Origin of the sequence: Pseudomonas sp. WPR_5_2 (assembly GCF_003634475.1) — a bacterium.
GTDB lineage: Bacteria > Pseudomonadota > Gammaproteobacteria > Pseudomonadales > Pseudomonadaceae > Aquipseudomonas > Aquipseudomonas izuensis.
Genome location: NZ_RBLA01000003.1, coordinates 610,539 through 627,825 on the forward strand (window position 1 = coordinate 610,539; position 17,287 = coordinate 627,825).

General features: G+C 50.5%; 14 protein-coding genes. All 14 read left to right on the forward strand.

Going from position 1 to position 17,287, the window contains the following annotated elements:
• Nucleotides 1-82: 82 nt before the first annotated feature.
• The 14 genes from BJ917_RS15460 (at nt 83) to BJ917_RS15525 (ending at nt 17,210) form a co-directional block, all read left to right on the forward strand.
• Nucleotides 83-1,525 carry a mannose-1-phosphate guanylyltransferase/mannose-6-phosphate isomerase gene (locus tag BJ917_RS15460; protein ID WP_096512809.1) on the forward strand — a complete coding sequence of 481 codons (1,443 nt, stop codon included), beginning with the start codon at nt 83-85 and terminating at the stop codon, nt 1,523-1,525.
• 142 nt (nt 1,526-1,667) lie between these two features.
• Entirely contained in the window at nt 1,668-3,041 is a 1,374-nt protein-coding gene (locus tag BJ917_RS15465) for a phosphomannomutase (RefSeq protein ID WP_096512808.1), read from the forward strand.
• Between the two features lie 102 nt (nt 3,042-3,143).
• Nucleotides 3,144-4,238, forward strand: coding sequence for a GDP-mannose 4,6-dehydratase (gene gmd / locus BJ917_RS15470; RefSeq protein WP_096512807.1), 1,095 nt, complete (start codon nt 3,144-3,146; stop codon nt 4,236-4,238).
• Between the two features lie 11 nt (nt 4,239-4,249).
• Nucleotides 4,250-5,335, forward strand: coding sequence for a DegT/DnrJ/EryC1/StrS aminotransferase family protein (locus tag BJ917_RS15475; protein WP_121103769.1), 1,086 nt, complete (start codon nt 4,250-4,252; stop codon nt 5,333-5,335).
• Nucleotides 5,336-5,443: 108 nt separating this feature from the next.
• Complete coding sequence (locus tag BJ917_RS15480) at nt 5,444-6,226, forward strand: ABC transporter permease (RefSeq protein WP_121103770.1); 783 nt, start codon at nt 5,444-5,446, stop codon at nt 6,224-6,226.
• Nucleotides 6,223-6,975, forward strand: a complete 753-nt coding sequence (locus BJ917_RS15485) for an ABC transporter ATP-binding protein (protein ID WP_121103771.1) — start codon at nt 6,223-6,225, stop codon at nt 6,973-6,975. The genes BJ917_RS15480 and BJ917_RS15485 overlap by 4 nt, the downstream gene beginning before the upstream one ends.
• A 98-nt stretch (nt 6,976-7,073) precedes the next feature.
• Entirely contained in the window at nt 7,074-9,257 is a 2,184-nt protein-coding gene (locus tag BJ917_RS15490) for a glycosyltransferase (RefSeq protein WP_256658549.1), read from the forward strand.
• The gene (locus BJ917_RS15495; RefSeq protein ID WP_256658550.1) at nt 9,254-10,882 is read left to right on the forward strand and encodes a glycosyltransferase; all 1,629 of its coding nucleotides are present in this window, start codon (nt 9,254-9,256) and stop codon (nt 10,880-10,882) included. The genes BJ917_RS15490 and BJ917_RS15495 overlap by 4 nt, the downstream gene beginning before the upstream one ends.
• A gap of 14 nt (nt 10,883-10,896) precedes the next feature.
• Nucleotides 10,897-11,532 (forward strand): acetyltransferase, encoded by a 636-nt coding sequence (locus BJ917_RS15500; RefSeq protein WP_121103773.1) that lies wholly within the window; start codon nt 10,897-10,899, stop codon nt 11,530-11,532.
• A complete protein-coding gene (locus BJ917_RS15505; protein WP_121103774.1) occupies nt 11,529-12,638 on the forward strand; it encodes a glycosyltransferase family 4 protein in 1,110 nt (369 codons plus the stop codon). Before BJ917_RS15500 ends, BJ917_RS15505 begins: the two co-directional genes overlap by 4 nt.
• Before the next feature lie 27 nt (nt 12,639-12,665).
• The gene (locus tag BJ917_RS15510) at nt 12,666-13,637 is read left to right on the forward strand and encodes an SDR family oxidoreductase (RefSeq protein WP_121103775.1); all 972 of its coding nucleotides are present in this window, start codon (nt 12,666-12,668) and stop codon (nt 13,635-13,637) included.
• Entirely contained in the window at nt 13,634-14,662 is a 1,029-nt protein-coding gene (locus BJ917_RS15515; RefSeq protein ID WP_096512800.1) for a glycosyltransferase family 4 protein, read from the forward strand. The genes BJ917_RS15510 and BJ917_RS15515 overlap by 4 nt, the downstream gene beginning before the upstream one ends.
• A gap of 108 nt (nt 14,663-14,770) precedes the next feature.
• Nucleotides 14,771-16,765: a nucleoside-diphosphate sugar epimerase/dehydratase gene (locus BJ917_RS15520; RefSeq protein ID WP_096515517.1), complete on the forward strand. Its 1,995-nt coding sequence runs from the start codon at nt 14,771-14,773 to the stop codon at nt 16,763-16,765.
• Between the two features lie 112 nt (nt 16,766-16,877).
• Nucleotides 16,878-17,210: a helix-hairpin-helix domain-containing protein gene (locus BJ917_RS15525; protein WP_121103776.1), complete on the forward strand. Its 333-nt coding sequence runs from the start codon at nt 16,878-16,880 to the stop codon at nt 17,208-17,210.
• Nucleotides 17,211-17,287: the final 77 nt, after the last annotated feature.

The window sequence follows — 17,287 nt, forward strand, 5'->3', positions numbered from 1 at the left end:
TACGATGCAGGAAATGACTGGAAACATAACTGAGCCCCGCTTGCTGGCCGTACCTGCCAGAAGGGGATTAAGGATTTAGAGCATGGAACTGATTCCTGTAATTTTGTCTGGCGGAGTGGGCAGCCGGTTGTGGCCGGTTTCTCGGGAGGCGCATCCGAAGCCGTTCATGGAACTGCCGGATGGTCAGAATCTCATCCAGAAAACCTTCCTGCGTGCAGCGCGCCTGGAAGGTGTTGTGGAGATTCTGACGGTCACCAACCGCGAGCTCCTGTTCAAGACTGAAGACGAGTACGGCGCGGTCAATAATGCCAAACTTGCTCAAGGGTTCATTCTGGAACCTTTTGGTCGTAATACAGCTGCCGCCGTCGCAGCCGCTGCGCTTCAACTGGAGGCCACCCATGGGCCTGATGCCCAGATGCTGGTGTTGGCCGCAGACCATCTGATCCAGGACGAAAAAGCGTTTGCCGCAGCCGTGGCAAATGCCATGGCGTTGGCTTCCGAAGGATGGTTGGTCACATTTGGTATCCAGCCAACGTACCCGGAAACCGGGTTCGGCTACATCGAAGCGCAAAAGAATGCACCATTGAAGGGAGGCCTGAAAGTCGCCCGCTTTGTCGAAAAACCCGACCTCGACACCGCTCAAGGTTATGTCAGCGCAGGCAACTATTACTGGAATTCCGGTATGTTCTGCTTCCGGGTTGGCACGGTTCTCGAAGAACTGCGCGAGCATGCACCGGACGTCGTGGCCGCGGTCAGCAGTACCATCGAGCAATCACGCCTCACCTCATCTTCCAAGTATCGCTGCCTCGCGCTCAATGCCGATGCGTTCGCCGAGGTGCCGGATATTTCCATCGACTATGCGTTGATGGAGCGCTCTTCCAAAGTGGCCACCATTCCATGTGATATCGGTTGGAGCGATATCGGTTCGTGGAATGCTGTCAGTGAGTTGACCGAACCTGATGAGAACGGCAACCGCTTTGAAGGAGAGGTGCTCTCTCACGGATCGCGTAACAATTACGTGAGCAGCGATGGTCGTCTGACGGCGCTGGTTGGCGTTGAAGACTTGTTGGTCATCGATACCCCCGACGCGGTGATGATCGCGCACAAGAACCACGCTCAAGATGTAAAGCATATTGTTAGCCAGCTGAAGGCCAGCAGCCATACGGCCCACCTGCTGCATCGGACTGTGCACCGCCCATGGGGAACTTACACGACCCTTGAAAACGGCGAACGATTCAAGATCAAGCGCATTGTGGTGAAACCCAAGGCGTCCTTGTCCCTGCAGATGCACCATCATCGAAGTGAGCACTGGATCGTCGTCAGTGGCACGGCCGTGGTCATCAACGACAAGCAGGAGCTGATGCTGCACACCAATGAGTCCACCTTTATCCGGGCTGGTCATCAGCATCGCCTGATGAATCCAGGGGTCATAGACCTGGTGCTCATTGAGGTGCAAAGTGGCGACTATCTGGGCGAAGACGATATCGTGCGCTTCGAAGATAATTACGGTCGCACCGACAAGTAAGGCCATCGCAAGCCGGGTCGGTGAGGTATTCATCGACCAGGTTTTTTTGCAATTTGCCAAGGCCTGATACATTTCCATCCTGACGCATGCGTGGAGGTCCGGTTTGGCCCTCTCATCGCCTATACCTCAGCAAGAGAGTGGTATGAACACCCCTATCAAAACCCAGTGTTTCAAAGCCTATGACATTCGTGGCCAAGTGCCTTCCGATCTCAATGAAGACGTCGCGTACCGTATAGGCCGGGCAATGGTTGCCGAGTTACAGGGCAAGAACATTGTGCTGGGACGGGATATGCGACTTGAAAGTCCCATGCTGGCGCAAGCTATGACTCGCGGATTGCTCGATGCGGGTGCAAACGTGATCGATATCGGTTTGTGCGGAACCGAAGAAGTCTACTTCGCGACCAGTGCCTTTGAGGCGGACGGTGGCGTGATGATCACGGCGAGCCACAATCCCAAGGGCTATAACGGGATGAAGCTGGTGAAGTCCGAATCGCGACCTATCAGCGGTGATACAGGGCTCAATGCCATACGTGACCGGGTGGAGAGCGGTGATCTGGGACCGATTGCCACTACCCTCGGGGAGGTTCGATTCGAGCTGGATAAGACCCGATACATTGATCACCTTCTTACCTACATCAATGTTGCGGACCTGAAGCCACTGAAAATACTTGCTGACCCAGGCAATGGCGCGGCCGGCCCTGTGTTGCAGGCTTTGATTCCAAAGCTGCCATTCGAGTGGGTGATGATCAATGTCGAGCCCGATGGCAACTTTCCCAACGGAGTGCCTAATCCGCTGCTACCAGAGAACCGCAGCCTGACACGGCAAGCGTTGCTGGATAACGGTTGCGATTTGGGTTTGGCCTGGGATGGTGATTTCGATCGTTGCTTCTTTTTCGACCAGGACGGCCGTTTCATCGAGGGCTATTACCTGGTGGGCCTGCTGGCAGAAATGCTGCTCAAGAAGAACCCGGGCTCCAGGATCATCCATGACCCGAGATTGACCTGGAACACAATCGACCAGGTTCGATTGGCGGGGGGTGTTTCAGTACAATGCAAGACCGGGCACGCCTTCATAAAGGAATGCATGCGTCTGGAGGATGCGATCTACGGCGGCGAGATGAGCGCTCATCATTATTTCCGGGATTTTGCCTACTGTGATAGCGGCATGATTCCCTGGCTGTTGGTGACGGCGTTGATGTCTGTCTCGGGCAAGAAATTATCGCAGCTTGTTGATGAGCGCATCGCCGCTTATCCATGCAGTGGTGAGATCAACTATCGAGTGAGCGATGTAGCGGCGGCGCTGGAGGAAGTGTTGAAGCACTACATGCCTCAAGCGCCTCACCTCGATCAAACGGATGGAATAGGTCTGGATTTTCCTGACTGGCGATTCAATCTCCGAGGTTCAAATACCGAGCCTTTGTTGAGATTGAATGTGGAAAGCAGAAGAGATCCAGCGTTGGTGGCGTTAAAAGTCAAAGAAATTGAGGGATTGCTGAACAGTAAGCATATGGAATGAAAAAACGAGTCTCACTTCCAGATGGAAGGGGAGGGGCAGCGAACAAGCTGACCCTCCGGTCGAGATTTACTGTTCTATTGATTAATTCAAATTGGTGAAAAAATGAGCGATAAGAAAGTAGCGTTGATTACGGGTATTACTGGTCAAGATGGTGCTTACCTTGCTGAGTTCCTGCTCAAGAAAGGTTATTCGGTACACGGCATCAAACGCCGCGCCTCCCTGTTCAATACTCATCGTATTGACCATCTCTACCATGACCCGCATAAGAAAGGCTATGATCTGAATCTGCACTACGGTGACCTGACTGATTCGAGCAGCTTGATTCGCATCGTGCAGGAAGTACAACCGGACGAAGTCTACAACCTCGGGGCGCAAAGCCACGTTGCCGTTTCCTTCGAGTCACCAGAATATACTGCTGACACTGATGCCATGGGCACCCTGCGCATCCTTGAAGCAATCCGCATCGCCGGGCTGGAAAAGAAGACCAAGTTCTATCAGGCATCCACCTCCGAGCTGTACGGTCTGGTTCAGGAAATTCCTCAGAAAGAAACCACGCCTTTCTATCCACGCTCCCCGTATGCCGTCGCCAAGATGTATGCCTACTGGATCACCGTGAACTATCGCGAGTCTTATGGCATGTATGCCTGCAACGGCATTCTCTTTAACCACGAATCCCCGATCCGTGGTGAAACCTTCGTAACCCGCAAGATCACCCGCGCCCTGGCACGTATCAAGGTTGGTCTGCAAGATTGCCTGTACCTCGGCAACATGGACGCCCTGCGTGACTGGGGTCATGCCCGTGACTACGTGGAAATGCAATGGCTCATGCTGCAACAGGAAACACCGGAAGACTTCGTGATCGCGACCGGCGAACAACATTCCGTGCGGGAATTTGTTGAAGTCGCAGCGAATGAAGCCGGTATCAAGATTCGCTGGGAAGGCAAAGGCGTAGACGAGAAAGGTTACGACGTCGAAACCAACAAATGCATCGTTGCCGTCGACCCACGTTATTTCCGTCCTGCCGAAGTTGAGACGCTGTTGGGTGACCCAAGCAAAGCCAAAGCCAAACTGGGCTGGGAACCTACTACCTCCTTCAATGAGCTGGTAGAAGAAATGATGCGTGAAGACTTGAGTGAAGCCAAACGCGACAAACTGGTCGCTGAACACGGCTTTAAATACTTCAAAGGCCAGGAATAAAGGGGGCTGGGATGATTCCGGTATATCAGCCCTTCTTGGGCGGTCGTGAAAAAGAATACGTAAACCAGTGTCTTGATTCGACCTGGATTTCTTCTCGCGGAGAGTTTATCTCTCGTTTTGAGAGCGAATTTGCCCAATACATTGGTGCAGAACACGCGACCACTGTGAGCAATGGCACCGTTGCCCTTCATCTGGCAATGGCTGCGTTGGGGCTTGGGCCTGGCGATGAAGTGATTGTTCCGACGCTGACCTACGTCGCGTCCGTCAACACCATCATGCAAACAGGCGCGAGCGTCGTATATGCCGAGTCTCTGGCAGATACCTGGAACGTCAGTGTTGAAGACATTCGCAGCCGCATCACGCCGAAAACCAAAGCGGTCATGGTCGTGCACCTGTACGGCTTGAGCTGTGACATGGATGCAGTCGTCGCTCTGTGTAAAGAGCACAACCTGCTGTTGATTGAAGACTGTGCAGAAGCCTTCGGCTCCCTGTACAAGAATCAGCATGTCGGTACTTTTGGTGATGTCGCTACCTTCAGTTTCTTCGGAAACAAAACCATTACCACCGGTGAGGGTGGGATGGTGGTTTGCAAAAACAAGGACATTCACGAAAGAGCCTGTCACCTCAAGAGCCAGGGCGTGTCCAAGACCCGCGAATACTGGCATGACGAGTTGGCATACAACTACCGGATGACCAACATCTGCGCAGCCATTGGCCTGGCTCAATTGGAGCGTGCAGACGAGATCATCGCTCTGAAGCGCCAGGTAGCGGACTGGTATCGTGAAGCGCTCGAAGGTCTTCCATTGCAGATGCATGCAGAGCAACCAGGAACACGTCACTCCTATTGGATGTGCTCGGTACTGCTGGATGACGCTAGCCAGCGTCAGGCGCTGCGTGATCACCTGAAAAACAAAGGCATCGAGACACGTCCGCTGTTTGCTCCCGCTAACACCATGCCGCATTGCAAGACGGATGAAACCTTTCCGGTCGCGCAGGACCTTAGTTCACGAGGGATGAACCTTCCGAGCTACCCGACGCTGACCCGCGAACAGGTGCAGTGCGTAGTTGACGAGATTCGAAGCTACTTCGCCGACTAAAATGCAGGAAATCGGGGGTTGAGTAATCAACCCCGATTGCCAAGTGGAATTCAGAAAGTCCAGTAGTAACTGGACTTTTGAATTTAATATATTTACTCAGGTGAAGTAATGTTTTCCTATTTTTCTCGTGTTTGGGCGGCCCGGTATTTTTGGATTCACCTTTCTCTAGCTGATCTTAGATCACGGTGGAGACGATCTTTTTTTGGAATGACCTGGTCAATCATCCAACCGCTAGGGTTGACCCTGCTGCTGACGTTGGTGTTCAGCAGGCTTTTTAATACAGATATTGTTACTTATGCACCTTATATTCTCTCCGGAATTATAGTTTGGGAGTATATTTCTGCTAACACCGTGGCCGGTTCATTGTCGCTTGTTCAAGCGGATGCTTATATAAAACAATGTAACCACCCACTGGCAATATATACACTTAGAACCGTAGTCGGCAGTGCCATCGTGTTGATGTTGGCCAGTATCTCTTTGTATGGTTGGGTTGCGGTTGTTCTCCCACAAAATATTGGTTGGAGCTGGTTGGCTTCATTCACTATTTTCCCCATATTGGCGATGATTGCTTGGCCAGTATCCACATTGTTGTCTTATGTCAGCACCCGGTTTCGAGATGTCCCGCATGCATTGGGACTAGTGATGCAGTCATTGTGGTTTGTCTCCCCCGTATATTTTGAAGCCAAAATGTTCAAGAACGGCGGGCTTCATGCTCTGGTCGATTACAATCCGATTTATCACCTTTTGCAGTTGATACGCGCTCCGCTGCTTCAGGGGGAGTGGCCGACGTGGCAAAACTACGCGTTCAGTATTGGTACTGCGATATTCTTTGGCGTATTAGCTATCATCATTGGCAGCAGGGTTGAGCGGAAAGTGATTTTTTACCTATGAAAAATAACCGAATTTTACTTGAAAACGTTAACCTTCATTATGCATCGGTTGCGTATAAGGAACGTTCACTAAAGTCTCTGATGGCTAGCGTGTTCAGCAAAAAGTCCGCCAGTGCCAATGTTGCGGATATTCATGCGTTAAAAAATATTAGTGTTGAGATAAAAAGTGGTGAGCGCGTTGGCTTGCTTGGACACAATGGGGCAGGCAAAAGCACTTTTTTGAAAACGGTTGCCGGTCTTTATCCGGTTTCGAGTGGTCTTCTCAAGGTAGAGGGTCAAGTTCGGTCTCTGTTTGATTTGAGTCTCGGTTTTGAACCTGACGCGACGGGCCGGGAAAATATTTTGTATCGCGGTTTGTTGTTAGGCCTCTCCCCACGATTTATGCGTGAAAAAGCGGACGAAATCGTTGATTTCGCAGGACTGGGCGAGTTCATCGACTACCCAATTAAAACCTATTCTGCGGGCATGCAAGTCAGGTTGGCGTTCGCCATCTCTACCACGGTGGGTGGAGATATTCTGCTCCTTGATGAGGTGATCGGTGCAGGTGATGCGAATTTCATGGCCAAAGCCAAGGAACGTATTACAAGCCTTATTGAACAAGCGGAAATCTTAGTTCTGGCGACACACGACTTCGGTGCGTTACGTTCGATCTGCAATCGAGGATTGGTTTTTCATCACGGTGACCTGGTTTTTGATGGGCCATGTGATGAGGCAGTCGCTGAATATAAAGTTATAAACGGACTGGATTAATTTTGAAGACGCTAAGAGTCCTTTGGTTGCTCAACCATACAACATTACGAAAATTCGAAGTTGATCAGCTGAAAGCGTTAGGAGTGAATGAGATATTCATGCCGAAAAGCTTTCCTTATGATGAGGGAAATCTTTCAGCGAATGTCGACTCTAGTTTCGATGCCGGTTTAACGATACCGAAGTCGGAACTGGATATTCTTAATGCGCAGGATTGGTACTCCAATCCCAGCGAGGAAGCTTGGCGAATTGCAAATCTCTACTTTGATGTTGCAATCATTGGGTTCTTTCCACTTCAAATTAATAGCGCAGTACGTCACTTTCAGGGCGCCATTATATTGCGGGTTTTTGGGCTGTCGAAAGGCTACTCCTATTCGCAGTTGCTTTACGAGGAGGCTGGTGAAGCACTAGTTCGTAATATAAAGTCTATCGGCTCGCGCTTTTGGTTCGGAGCAGGCTATGAGCATCTAAAAGATTCGGAGCAAAATTTTTTAGCCAGCCGAGATTGTTTTCTTCCTGTAGGTTTGAAGGGGGATGCTGCACCTGAGTTGTGGGAGGGAGGCCTGGAGAAGATACTTTTCGTTTGTCCTCGAATCGGATCGTCTCCCTATTTCGAAACTATCTATAAAGACTTCGTTCGTGATTTTTCGGATATAGGTTACACGATAGGTGGGGCACAGCCTATTGCAGTTTCTGATAAAAATGTTTTGGGTTTTGTGTCCAGCGAAGAGCATGAATATAATATGAAACAGCATAGAGTGATGTTTTATCATTCTACTGAGCCAAATCATATTCACTATCACCCCTTCGAGGCGATTCGTGCGGGCATGCCATTGTTGTTTATGGCAGGAGGCATGCTTGATAAAATGGGCGGGATTGGTTTGCCTGGTCGTTGCAAGACAGTCGCAGAGGCGAAAGCTAAAGCAAAGCAACTGATGAGTGGTGATCAAAAGCTTATAAAGAATATCCGTGAATCCCAGATGATTTTGCTTGAGCCGATGAAAGCAAAAAACTGCGAACAGGCTTGGCAAAATGGATTCAAAAAAGTACTCGCAGAACTTGAGTCGGTAAAAAAAGAAAGCATTGATCGTCCTGTTCGTCGTAAGCGAATTGCAGTCATCGTTCCTGTTGAATATAGAGGTGGTAGCCTGCGAGGTGCAAAACTCCTAGCTAATGCCTTATATCATGGAAGTCGCCAAGCGGGCGAGCCAGCCGATATTGTCTTTCTACACTTGGATAAGCCAGAGAGTTATCCTTCTGAAGAGTTTACAGATCTTTCAGATGAGATCCGGATTCGTCCATTTCATTGGAAGTCATTAAATGCAGCCACGGCTCGTAGAGCTATGCGATATTCCGGGCACGAAGGTTGGGAGCCTAAAGAAAATCGTTACATGGTCATCGACGATGGTATAAATCATCTTCAGGATTGCGATGTCTGGCTTGTCGTATCGGATCGTCTGGAAGCTCCATTGTTACCTATGCGCCCGTCAGTACTTATTATTTTTGATTATCTACAGCGATATGTTCCAATACTTCCATTTGGTGCAGATCAGCCGTATTTAGATGCGGCGAGATCTGCCTCAAAAGTCTTGGTGACGACTGAATTCACTAAACAAGACGCTCTTAACTATGCAGGAATTTCAGCTGATAAAGTATTTAAATTACCGATGCTTGCTCCTGATTTTTCCTGTTTGAAAGGTAGTTATGCTGACAGTGCGAATTATTTTCTGTGGACAACTAACACTGCTATACACAAGAATCATGTAAATGCTTTGAAAGCACTAAAGTTTTATTATGAAGAGTTGGGTGGGACACTGGAATGCAGGATTACAGGTGTCAATACCAAGGATTTGTTTAAAAGCTCTGTCCCGCATCTTAAGCCTTTGGCTGATTTGCTGGCGCAAAGTCGTTTGTTAAAGAAAAATATCAAGCTTGTAGGTGAGCTGCCAGATCGAAATTACCAAAGTATGTTGGCCAGTGCAGCGTTTTTATGGCATGCGGGTTCGATAGATAATGGTACTTTTAGTGTTGTTGAGGCTGCCGGTCTCGGTGTTCCCTCATTAAGCAGTGATTACCCTGCTATGAGAGAAATTGATCAGCAATTCTCCTTGAGTTTAAGTTGGATGAAGTCTGACCAGCCAAAGCACATGGCAAGTCAGCTGAAAGAAATGGAGCTCTCATGTTTGGAGCGTCGTAATTTTCTTCCATCTAGTGAAGTGTTGGGTGAGCAGAGCATAGAAAAGTTGGCGAGCGCCTATTGGCAAGTAGTAAGGGAGTGCGTATGAAAAAGTTTGGGATTTACTTGGCATACGCTCCAGGGCTGGACCTCCGACATGAGGGGCTAGGTCGGTACCTTGCTGCATTTCTTAAGGGTGCGGCTGGACGAGATGATGTGAAGTTTGTATTGGTTTGCCCGAGCTGGTCGAAAAAAGGGCTTCAAGATCTGTTTCTGAGTGAAGGTGTCCAACAGGACTTGTTTGAAGTCGTTTCTCCTTCAAATGCGCCTATGATCTTGCGAATTTACGAAGCGTACGTCGCCAGAAAGAAAAAACTGAAAAACCTTAGTATTAAACAAAGACTTGTCAAAAAGTTGTTTTTCTTGAAGGCGAAGTTGGCAGGTAATATTGAAAGTCGTTTGATCTCTATCGATTCCTATGCCGGTGTGTTTCGATTGGGGGTCGAGGCTGCAGCTCTGCTGTTGTTTTTTGCTTTATTTAGCCCGCTATTAATATTTGTTCCAATATATGCTCTTCTACTGAAACTGAAAATTGTTGTGCGTCGCGCTCTAAGGCCCGTGATGAGGCAAACTAACCGCCTGCGCGCGGCTGCGGGTGCACCTAAAGAAGACGCGTTTGTACTTCGCCTATATCGGGGGTTGGAACAAGTCGAGTCTGACCGCATGCTACAGCTCATCGATAAAATGACGGAAGTAAAAGCCTGGTACAGCCCAACAGCCTTTTGGCCTGCATTTAATAAAATTCAAGCGCCACGCTTGATGTGTGTTCCTGATGTAGTGCTTTCAGATTTTCCTATCGGATTTTCAAAAGTGGGTGGAGAGCGCTTCCTGCAAGTCTATGAGAGGGTCGAGGCCGCAATTCATGGCGGACACCATTTTGTCACTTATAGTAAAAGTGTTAAATGGGAAACTCTCGTCGAAAGGTACGCCGTAAAGCCTTCAGCTGTTTCAGTGGTTCATCATGCACCTAATGATTTAAGTGGTCGGGTGACTGTCCATGGCTTCTCCAATGTAGAAGCTACTTCTAATAATTACTGTACAACTCTTTTCAAGAGAGCACTAAAGAAGTCGTCAAATTATTCATATTCGTCGACGTTTGCTAATGGTGATGCAAAGTTTATTTTTTATGCTAGCCAGTTTCGCCCAAATAAAAACGTAATTTCGTTGCTTAGGGCTTACAAGTACCTTCTTCGTAATGATTTTATCCGCCATAAGTTGATTCTGACGGGGCATGCTGACGGCTTTCCTGTGGTAAAGGATTTTATCCGGGATAATCATCTTGAAAATGATGTTCTGTGTGTGCATGGATTAACGGTTCAGGAGTTGGCGGCGTGTTACAAGTTAGCGGATCTAGCCGTGAACCCGAGCTTGAGCGAAGGAGGGTGTCCGTTCACTTTCACTGAGGCGCTATCTGTTGCAACGCCTGTTGTCATGGCCCGTATCCCTGTCACAGAAGAGGTCTTGGTGGGCTCTGATTTACAAGAAATGACTTTTTTCAACCCATATGATTGGAAGGATATCGCCGACCGTATTCAGTGGGGGATTTTGAATCGCGACGAGTTGCTCGCTGTTCAAAAGGACGCTTATGAATTGCTCTCCAAGCGCAGCTGGACGGACGTTGTGAACGAGCATATTGATATATTGGAAAAAATTTCAAGACCGGAAATTTCTTGAAAGGAACGAGGCCCATGACTTTTTTATCTGGTTTACTCATTCTTGGTTTTGGTGGTCACGCTCGCGCAGTGGCTGATGTTGCGTTGGCATCAGGTATAAAACAACTTTGCTTTATCGATAGCAACGCTCGTCCAAATGAAACTTTTGGGGAATTTCCAGTCCTACGAAGCTGGGACGAAGAACTGCCGGATGGATGGTCTGTCATGCCTGCTTCGGGTGATGGCGTTAGCCGTCAAACCCAGTGTGATTGGGTAACGGGGCGTGGCTGGCCGCTCGCTACGCTAGTCTCGCCAGTGGCGACGGTGGGTTTTGGTGCGACAGTTGGTCCGGGAACGCTGGTAGCTCATCATGCTCATGTTGGTCCTATGGCCTCTGTAGGGGCTGGGTGTATTGTAAATACCGGTGCGATTATTGAGCATGAGTGCGTAGTGGGTGACTTTACTCATGTTTCTATAAAAGCAGCTGTAGCGGGACGATGCCATATAGGACGTTTTTGTTTTATTGGCGCGGGATCGACTGTTATTGACGGTATTAGGGTTCATGATGGTGTGACTTTGGGAGCAGGTGCTTGCGCACATCGTAATCTGGAAGAGCCGGGAGTTTATGTTGGAGTGCCGGCGAAGAAAATTGCAGGGAAAACAGCAAATTGAAAGTTCTCCATTTCTTTAAAACCTATTATCCGCAAACTATGGGGGGGGTTGAGCAAGTCATCTTTCAGCTTGCGGAAGGGGGAAGGGAACATGGTATTACTGCGCAAGTACTGTCTCTGAGTGCGCAAGGGGCTACACGTAACGTGAAAGTCGGTGAGCACTTGGCTCATACCTCAAAGCTGGATTTGCATTTGGCCTCTACTGGCTTTTCATTGTCAGCATTCAAGGATTTTGCCGAGTTGGCCAAAGAGGCCGATATTATCAACTATCACTTTCCATGGCCTTTCATGGATGTGGTGCATTTTGTATCGCGCGTACGTAAGCCTACGGTTGTTAGCTATCACTCGGATATTGTAAAGCAGAAAACCCTGCTGAAGTTGTACCAGCCTTTAATGCACGGTTTTTTAGGTAGCGTAGATCGAATTATCGCATCCTCTCCAAAATATATAGAAAGCAGTCCGACACTCCAGCGGTTTAAGGATAAAGTCACTGTCATCCCGATTGGTTTGGACAAAAATACTTATCCAGATGTTCCTTCGGAGAAGTTGAGTTATTGGAAGGCGCAGCTGGGAGAGCGGTTTTTTCTTTTTGTCGGGGCCCTGCGTTATTACAAAGGTCTGGATTATCTGCTCGAGGCCGCTTGCAAGGCACGGTTTCCGATCGCTATTTTGGGGCAGGGACCTATGGAGGCCGAGTTGAAGGCCAAGGCCATGAAATTGGGTCTTACCAATATTCACTTTCTTGGTGGCCTGCCAGACGTTGATAAAACTGCATTGCTGATGTTGTGCTGCGGCTTGGTGTTCCCCTCTCATCTTCGTTCTGAAGCATTCGGTATTTCGCTTCTTGAAGCCGCAATGTTTGGCAAGCCGCTTATCTCTTGTGAGATTGGCACGGGCACAACCTACATAAACATTGCCGGTGAAACCGGACTCGTCGTCCCGCCCCGTGATCCCGATGCATTGGCGCAGGCTATGATTACGCTTTGGGAAAATCCTGAAGAAAGCAGTGCGATGGGCCGACGGGCCGCATTGCGTTTTGAACAGGTATTTACAGCGGAGCGAATGGTTGACTCTTATGCGAAGGTTTATCGATCTTTGTTGAGTTGAATCATCTACACACCCTCGAGTTTAAAGATGATCTCCAAGTCCATTCTAGTTACTGGCGGTTCCGGCTTTTTAGGAAAGGCTGTTGCTCTGCGTCTCGCATCGATGGGGGGGAATAATCTCATTCTGCCCCTCAGAACGCTTGGCGAGGTTCTGCCCCAAGGGGTGAATGCAGTACAAATCTCCGATATTGATGGCCAGACCGACTGGAAGGCGCTACTCAAGAGCGTCGATGTTGTTGTGCATGCTGCCGCCAGGGTTCATGTGATGCGTGAGCAGGCTGCTGACGCCCTTGCTGCATTTCGCAAGGTGAACGTCGAGGGCACTCTGAATCTCGCTCGCCAGGCTGCCGACGCTGGAGTAAAGCGGTTTATTTTCATCAGCTCTATCAAGGTCAACGGAGAGGGTACGTTGGCAGGTGTGCCCTTCACTGCAGATGATGTTCCAAACCCCGATGATCCATATGGACTCTCCAAGCTTGAAGCGGAGCAAGGTTTAAAAGCTCTCGCGACGGTCACCGGCATGGAGATAGTGATTATTCGCCCCGTCCTGGTCTATGGCCCCGGGGTAAAAGCCAATTTTCTGAGCATGATGCAGTGGCTTTATAAGGGTATACCGTTGCCTTTTGGCGCTATCAGGAATCGTCGCAGTCTGATCTTCCTGGATAATCTTGTAGATTTAATAGTGACCTGCCTCGATCATCCAGCAGCGGCCAACCAGACCTTTCTGGCGAGCGACGGTGATGATGTTTCTACCTCTGATCTGTTGCGCAAGCTTGCCAGGTGCATGGGGAAATCGGCACATCTCGTTCCCATACCCGTTTGGTTAATGAGCACAATGTCAACTTTGCTCGGCAAGCAGGCCCTTGCTCAACGTCTTTTCGGCTCTTTGCAGGTCGATCTCAGCAAAAATCGGCAACTTTTGGGTTGGACTCCTCCAGTCAGTCTGGATCATGGTTTGAGTCTTACAGCACAACATTTTCTGGATTCTCGAAAGTCATGAGTTGCGTGTGGTTTATTCCGGTGATTGCCGGCATTTCTTTTTTCCTGACTGCGCAACTGCGTAAATATGCGTTGTCCCGCAGCTTGATGGATGTCCCCAATGCGCGGAGCTCGCACTCGACTCCTACTCCTCGGGGCGGAGGGGTATCCATCGTTGTGGCTTTTCTTTTTGCGTTGGTTCTTTTGTTCTTGATGGGCCGGATTCCATTAGCCCACTTCCTGGCTATGGCTATTGCAGGCGCCATAATTGCGATCATCGGTTTCATGGACGATCACGGCCATATCGCTGCACGTTGGCGCTTACTCGGCCATTTTTCTGCGGCAATCTGGTTTCTGGCCTGGATGGGCGGATTGCCTCCCGTGGAAGTCTTCGGCATCGATGTCAGTTTGGGATGGGCAGGTCATGTGCTCGCCGCGTTCTATCTGGTGTGGCTGCTCAATCTCTACAATTTCATGGACGGCATCGATGGTATTGCCAGTGTCGAAGCCATCTGTGCCTGCCTCGGGGCTTGCCTGCTTTATTGGTTGTCAGGGCTCGACAGTCTGATGTGGGGGCCTCTGCTGCTCGCCGCGTCCGTGGCCGGTTTCCTGTTCTGGAATTTTCCACCCGCGAAGATTTTCATGGGCGATGCCGGCAGCGGGTTTCTCGGCATTGTGTTGGGCGGACTTTCCCTACAGGCAGCATGGTTGAGTCCGTCTATGCTTTGGGCTTGGCTGATTTTGCTTGGGGTGTTTATTGTTGATGCGACGTTCACGCTGTTTCGTCGATTGCTCAGAGGAGACAAAATCTATGAGGCACATCGCAGTCATGCCTACCAGTTCGCTTCACGTCGCTTTGGCAAGCACTTGCCGGTGACTGTCACGGTGGGCGTGATCAATCTGTTCTGGCTGGTACCGATCGCCGTTTGCGTGACGCGCTTTGGTCTGGACGGTGCCTTGGGGGTGATGCTGGCTTACGTACCGTTGATCGTGTTGGCGGTAAAGTTTCACGCCGGAGAACTGGAAGTTCCGCTGGTCAAGAACTAAGCAGTAACTAGCGTGTCTTTTAGGTTTAGAGTCATCGTGATGCGCCCTTGAAATTTCACCATGGCGAAGGGGGCGCTGAAAGGAGTGATTGAGGTGTTTGAAGGGTTTATGGATAAAATCAGAGAGTACCTGGTAGGACTGCCCCGACGCCGAAAACGGTTGATTCAGGTCGCCACGGATATTGTGCTGGTCTGGGCTGCCTTGTGGTTGGCCTTTATTGTCCGGTTAGGTGTGGACGATATGTACAACCCGTTCAAGGTGCATTTCTGGCTCTTCGTTTGCGCGCCCATTGTTGCCATCCCTTTGTTCATCCGTTTTGGCATGTACCGCGCCGTCATGCGCTATTTCGGAAACGACGCACTCATCGCCATTGTCAAAGCCGTCAGCCTCTCATCGCTGGTCCTGGCGCTCGTGGTCTATTGGTACAGCAATCACGAAGCGGTAGTGCCACGTTCCATCGTCTTCAACTACTGGTGGCTTAGCCTCGTCATCATCGGCGGTTTGCGCCTGTGCATGCGTCAATACTTCATGGGGGACTGGTTCTCCGGGGCTCATCATGTGCCATTTACCAACCGCGATGATGGCCTGACCAAAGTGGCGATCTACGGTGCAGGCGTGGCGGGAAATCAGTTGGTTGCAGCGCTGCGCATGGGCCGGGTCATGCGCCCTGTGGCTTTCATCGATGATGACGCAAGCATTGCGGATCGGGTGATTGCCGGTCTGCAGGTCTACAAACCCAAGCATATTCAGCAGATGATCGATGAGACGGGCGCTCAGGAGATTCTTCTGGCGCTGCCATCCTCCACGCGTGCGCGGCGTCGGGAAATTCTTACGTTCCTCGAGCGTTTCCCGTTGCACATTCGCAGCGTTCCGAACTTCACCGATCTGGCCAGTGGCCGGGTGAAGGTCGAAGACATCCAGGAAGTGGACATTGCCGACTTGCTGGGGCGCGATTCGGTGCCGGCGCAACCGGATCTGCTCGAGCGTTGTATCAAAGGCAAGACAGTCATGGTGACTGGCGCGGGTGGTTCGATCGGTGCGGAGCTTTGCCGGCAGATTTTCGTCCTTGGCCCGACCACACTTTTGCTGTTTGACCACAGCGAGTTCAACCTCTACAGCATTCTGTCGGAACTGGAGCAGCGCGGTTGTCGCGACTCGGTTCAAGTCCGGCTTCTGCCGATTCTCGGTTCCATTCGTCATCAGGACAAACTGCTGGATGTCATGAAGACCTGGGGGGTGGACACGGTTTACCACGCCGCGGCTTACAAGCACGTGCCCATGGTCGAGCACAACATCGCCGAGGGGGTGTTGAACAACGTCATAGGCACGCTCAACACCGCTCAGGCGGCGTTGCAGTCAGGTGTTTCCAACTTTGTATTGATCTCCACCGACAAGGCGGTTCGTCCGACGAATGTGATGGGCAGCACCAAGCGCCTGGCCGAGTTGACGCTTCAAGCCTTGAGTCGCGAGATTGCGCCGGTTCTGTTCGGCGATAAGGCCAATGTGTCCCGGGTCAACAAGACACGTTTCACCATGGTTCGATTCGGCAATGTGCTCGGGTCGTCCGGTTCGGTCATTCCACTGTTCCACAGCCAGATCAAGTCCGGTGGGCCGTTGACGGTGACTCACCCTAAAATCACCCGCTATTTCATGACCATTCCCGAAGCCGCGCAGTTGGTGATCCAGGCGGGTTCCATGGGGCAGGGGGGCGATGTGTTCGTGCTGGACATGGGCGAGCCGGTGAAGATCGTCGAGTTGGCAGAGAAAATGATCCATCTGTCCGGTTTGAGTGTGCGTTCGGACAAAAACCTGCAAGGCGACATCTCGATCGAATTCACCGGTCTTCGTCCTGGGGAGAAGCTTTACGAGGAGTTGCTGATTGGCGACAACGTATCGGCAACGCAACATCCCATGATCATGAGCGCCAACGAGGATCATCTGCCCTGGGATGTGCTCAAGGGCCGTTTACGGGCGTTGTTGACGGCGGTTGATCAGGATGATTACTCAAAAGTCCGGCAACTGCTGAGCGACACCGTCAGCGGCTACACCCCCGACGGCGACATCGTCGACTGGATCTACCAGCAACGTCGCCTCGAACCCTGATTGTTTCATATCCCGCAACAGATACGTTTTTGACAGGCTCCAGACATCGCCTAAGTTTGGGAGGCAGCTTCGGAAAAGCTGCTTCCTCAATCGATGTCATGGAGCGTCATTTATGCGTACTGGCTATTTCTACTCCCTGGTTTTTGCCCTGCTCACCAGCTTCTCCACAGCTGCCCTTGCAGCACCCGCTGTAAAGGAGGCTGGCAATGTGCCGCAAATGCAAGAGGTGGCCTCGAAGGCACAGAGCGATAAGGTCAATCTCAACGTGGCCGATGCGCCAACTTTGCAGCGCGAGTTGTCTGGTATAGGCGAGGCCAAGGCTAATGCGATTGTTGCGTATCGTGACATTAACGGGCCATTCGCTTCGGTGGACGAATTGCTGGAAGTGAAGGGCATCGGCAAGGCGATCCTGGATCGCAATCGCGAGAAGCTGGAAGTGAACTAAGCTCATTATTCAACGCCAAGGGGCCGGTCATTGACCGGCCTTTTTGCATCCCGGCGAACACTGCCGGGAAAAACCTT

What these genes read in the sequence shown, in the direction of transcription:
- BJ917_RS15460 (WP_096512809.1), top strand. Translation starts at nt 83, where the DNA reads ATGGAACTGATTCCTGTAATTTTGTCTGGCGGAGTGGGCAGCCGGTTG.
- BJ917_RS15475 (WP_121103769.1), top strand. Translation starts at nt 4,250, where the DNA reads ATGATTCCGGTATATCAGCCCTTCTTGGGCGGTCGTGAAAAAGAATAC.
- BJ917_RS15520 (WP_096515517.1), top strand. Translation starts at nt 14,771, where the DNA reads ATGGATAAAATCAGAGAGTACCTGGTAGGACTGCCCCGACGCCGAAAA.
- BJ917_RS15485 (WP_121103771.1), top strand. Translation starts at nt 6,223, where the DNA reads ATGAAAAATAACCGAATTTTACTTGAAAACGTTAACCTTCATTATGCA.
- BJ917_RS15480 (WP_121103770.1), top strand. Translation starts at nt 5,444, where the DNA reads ATGTTTTCCTATTTTTCTCGTGTTTGGGCGGCCCGGTATTTTTGGATT.
- gmd (WP_096512807.1), top strand. Translation starts at nt 3,144, where the DNA reads ATGAGCGATAAGAAAGTAGCGTTGATTACGGGTATTACTGGTCAAGAT.
- BJ917_RS15490 (WP_256658549.1), top strand. Translation starts at nt 7,074, where the DNA reads ATGCCGAAAAGCTTTCCTTATGATGAGGGAAATCTTTCAGCGAATGTC.
- BJ917_RS15500 (WP_121103773.1), top strand. Translation starts at nt 10,897, where the DNA reads ATGACTTTTTTATCTGGTTTACTCATTCTTGGTTTTGGTGGTCACGCT.
- BJ917_RS15495 (WP_256658550.1), top strand. Translation starts at nt 9,254, where the DNA reads ATGAAAAAGTTTGGGATTTACTTGGCATACGCTCCAGGGCTGGACCTC.
- BJ917_RS15465 (WP_096512808.1), top strand. Translation starts at nt 1,668, where the DNA reads ATGAACACCCCTATCAAAACCCAGTGTTTCAAAGCCTATGACATTCGT.
- BJ917_RS15510 (WP_121103775.1), top strand. Translation starts at nt 12,666, where the DNA reads ATGATCTCCAAGTCCATTCTAGTTACTGGCGGTTCCGGCTTTTTAGGA.
- BJ917_RS15515 (WP_096512800.1), top strand. Translation starts at nt 13,634, where the DNA reads ATGAGTTGCGTGTGGTTTATTCCGGTGATTGCCGGCATTTCTTTTTTC.
- BJ917_RS15525 (WP_121103776.1), top strand. Translation starts at nt 16,878, where the DNA reads ATGCGTACTGGCTATTTCTACTCCCTGGTTTTTGCCCTGCTCACCAGC.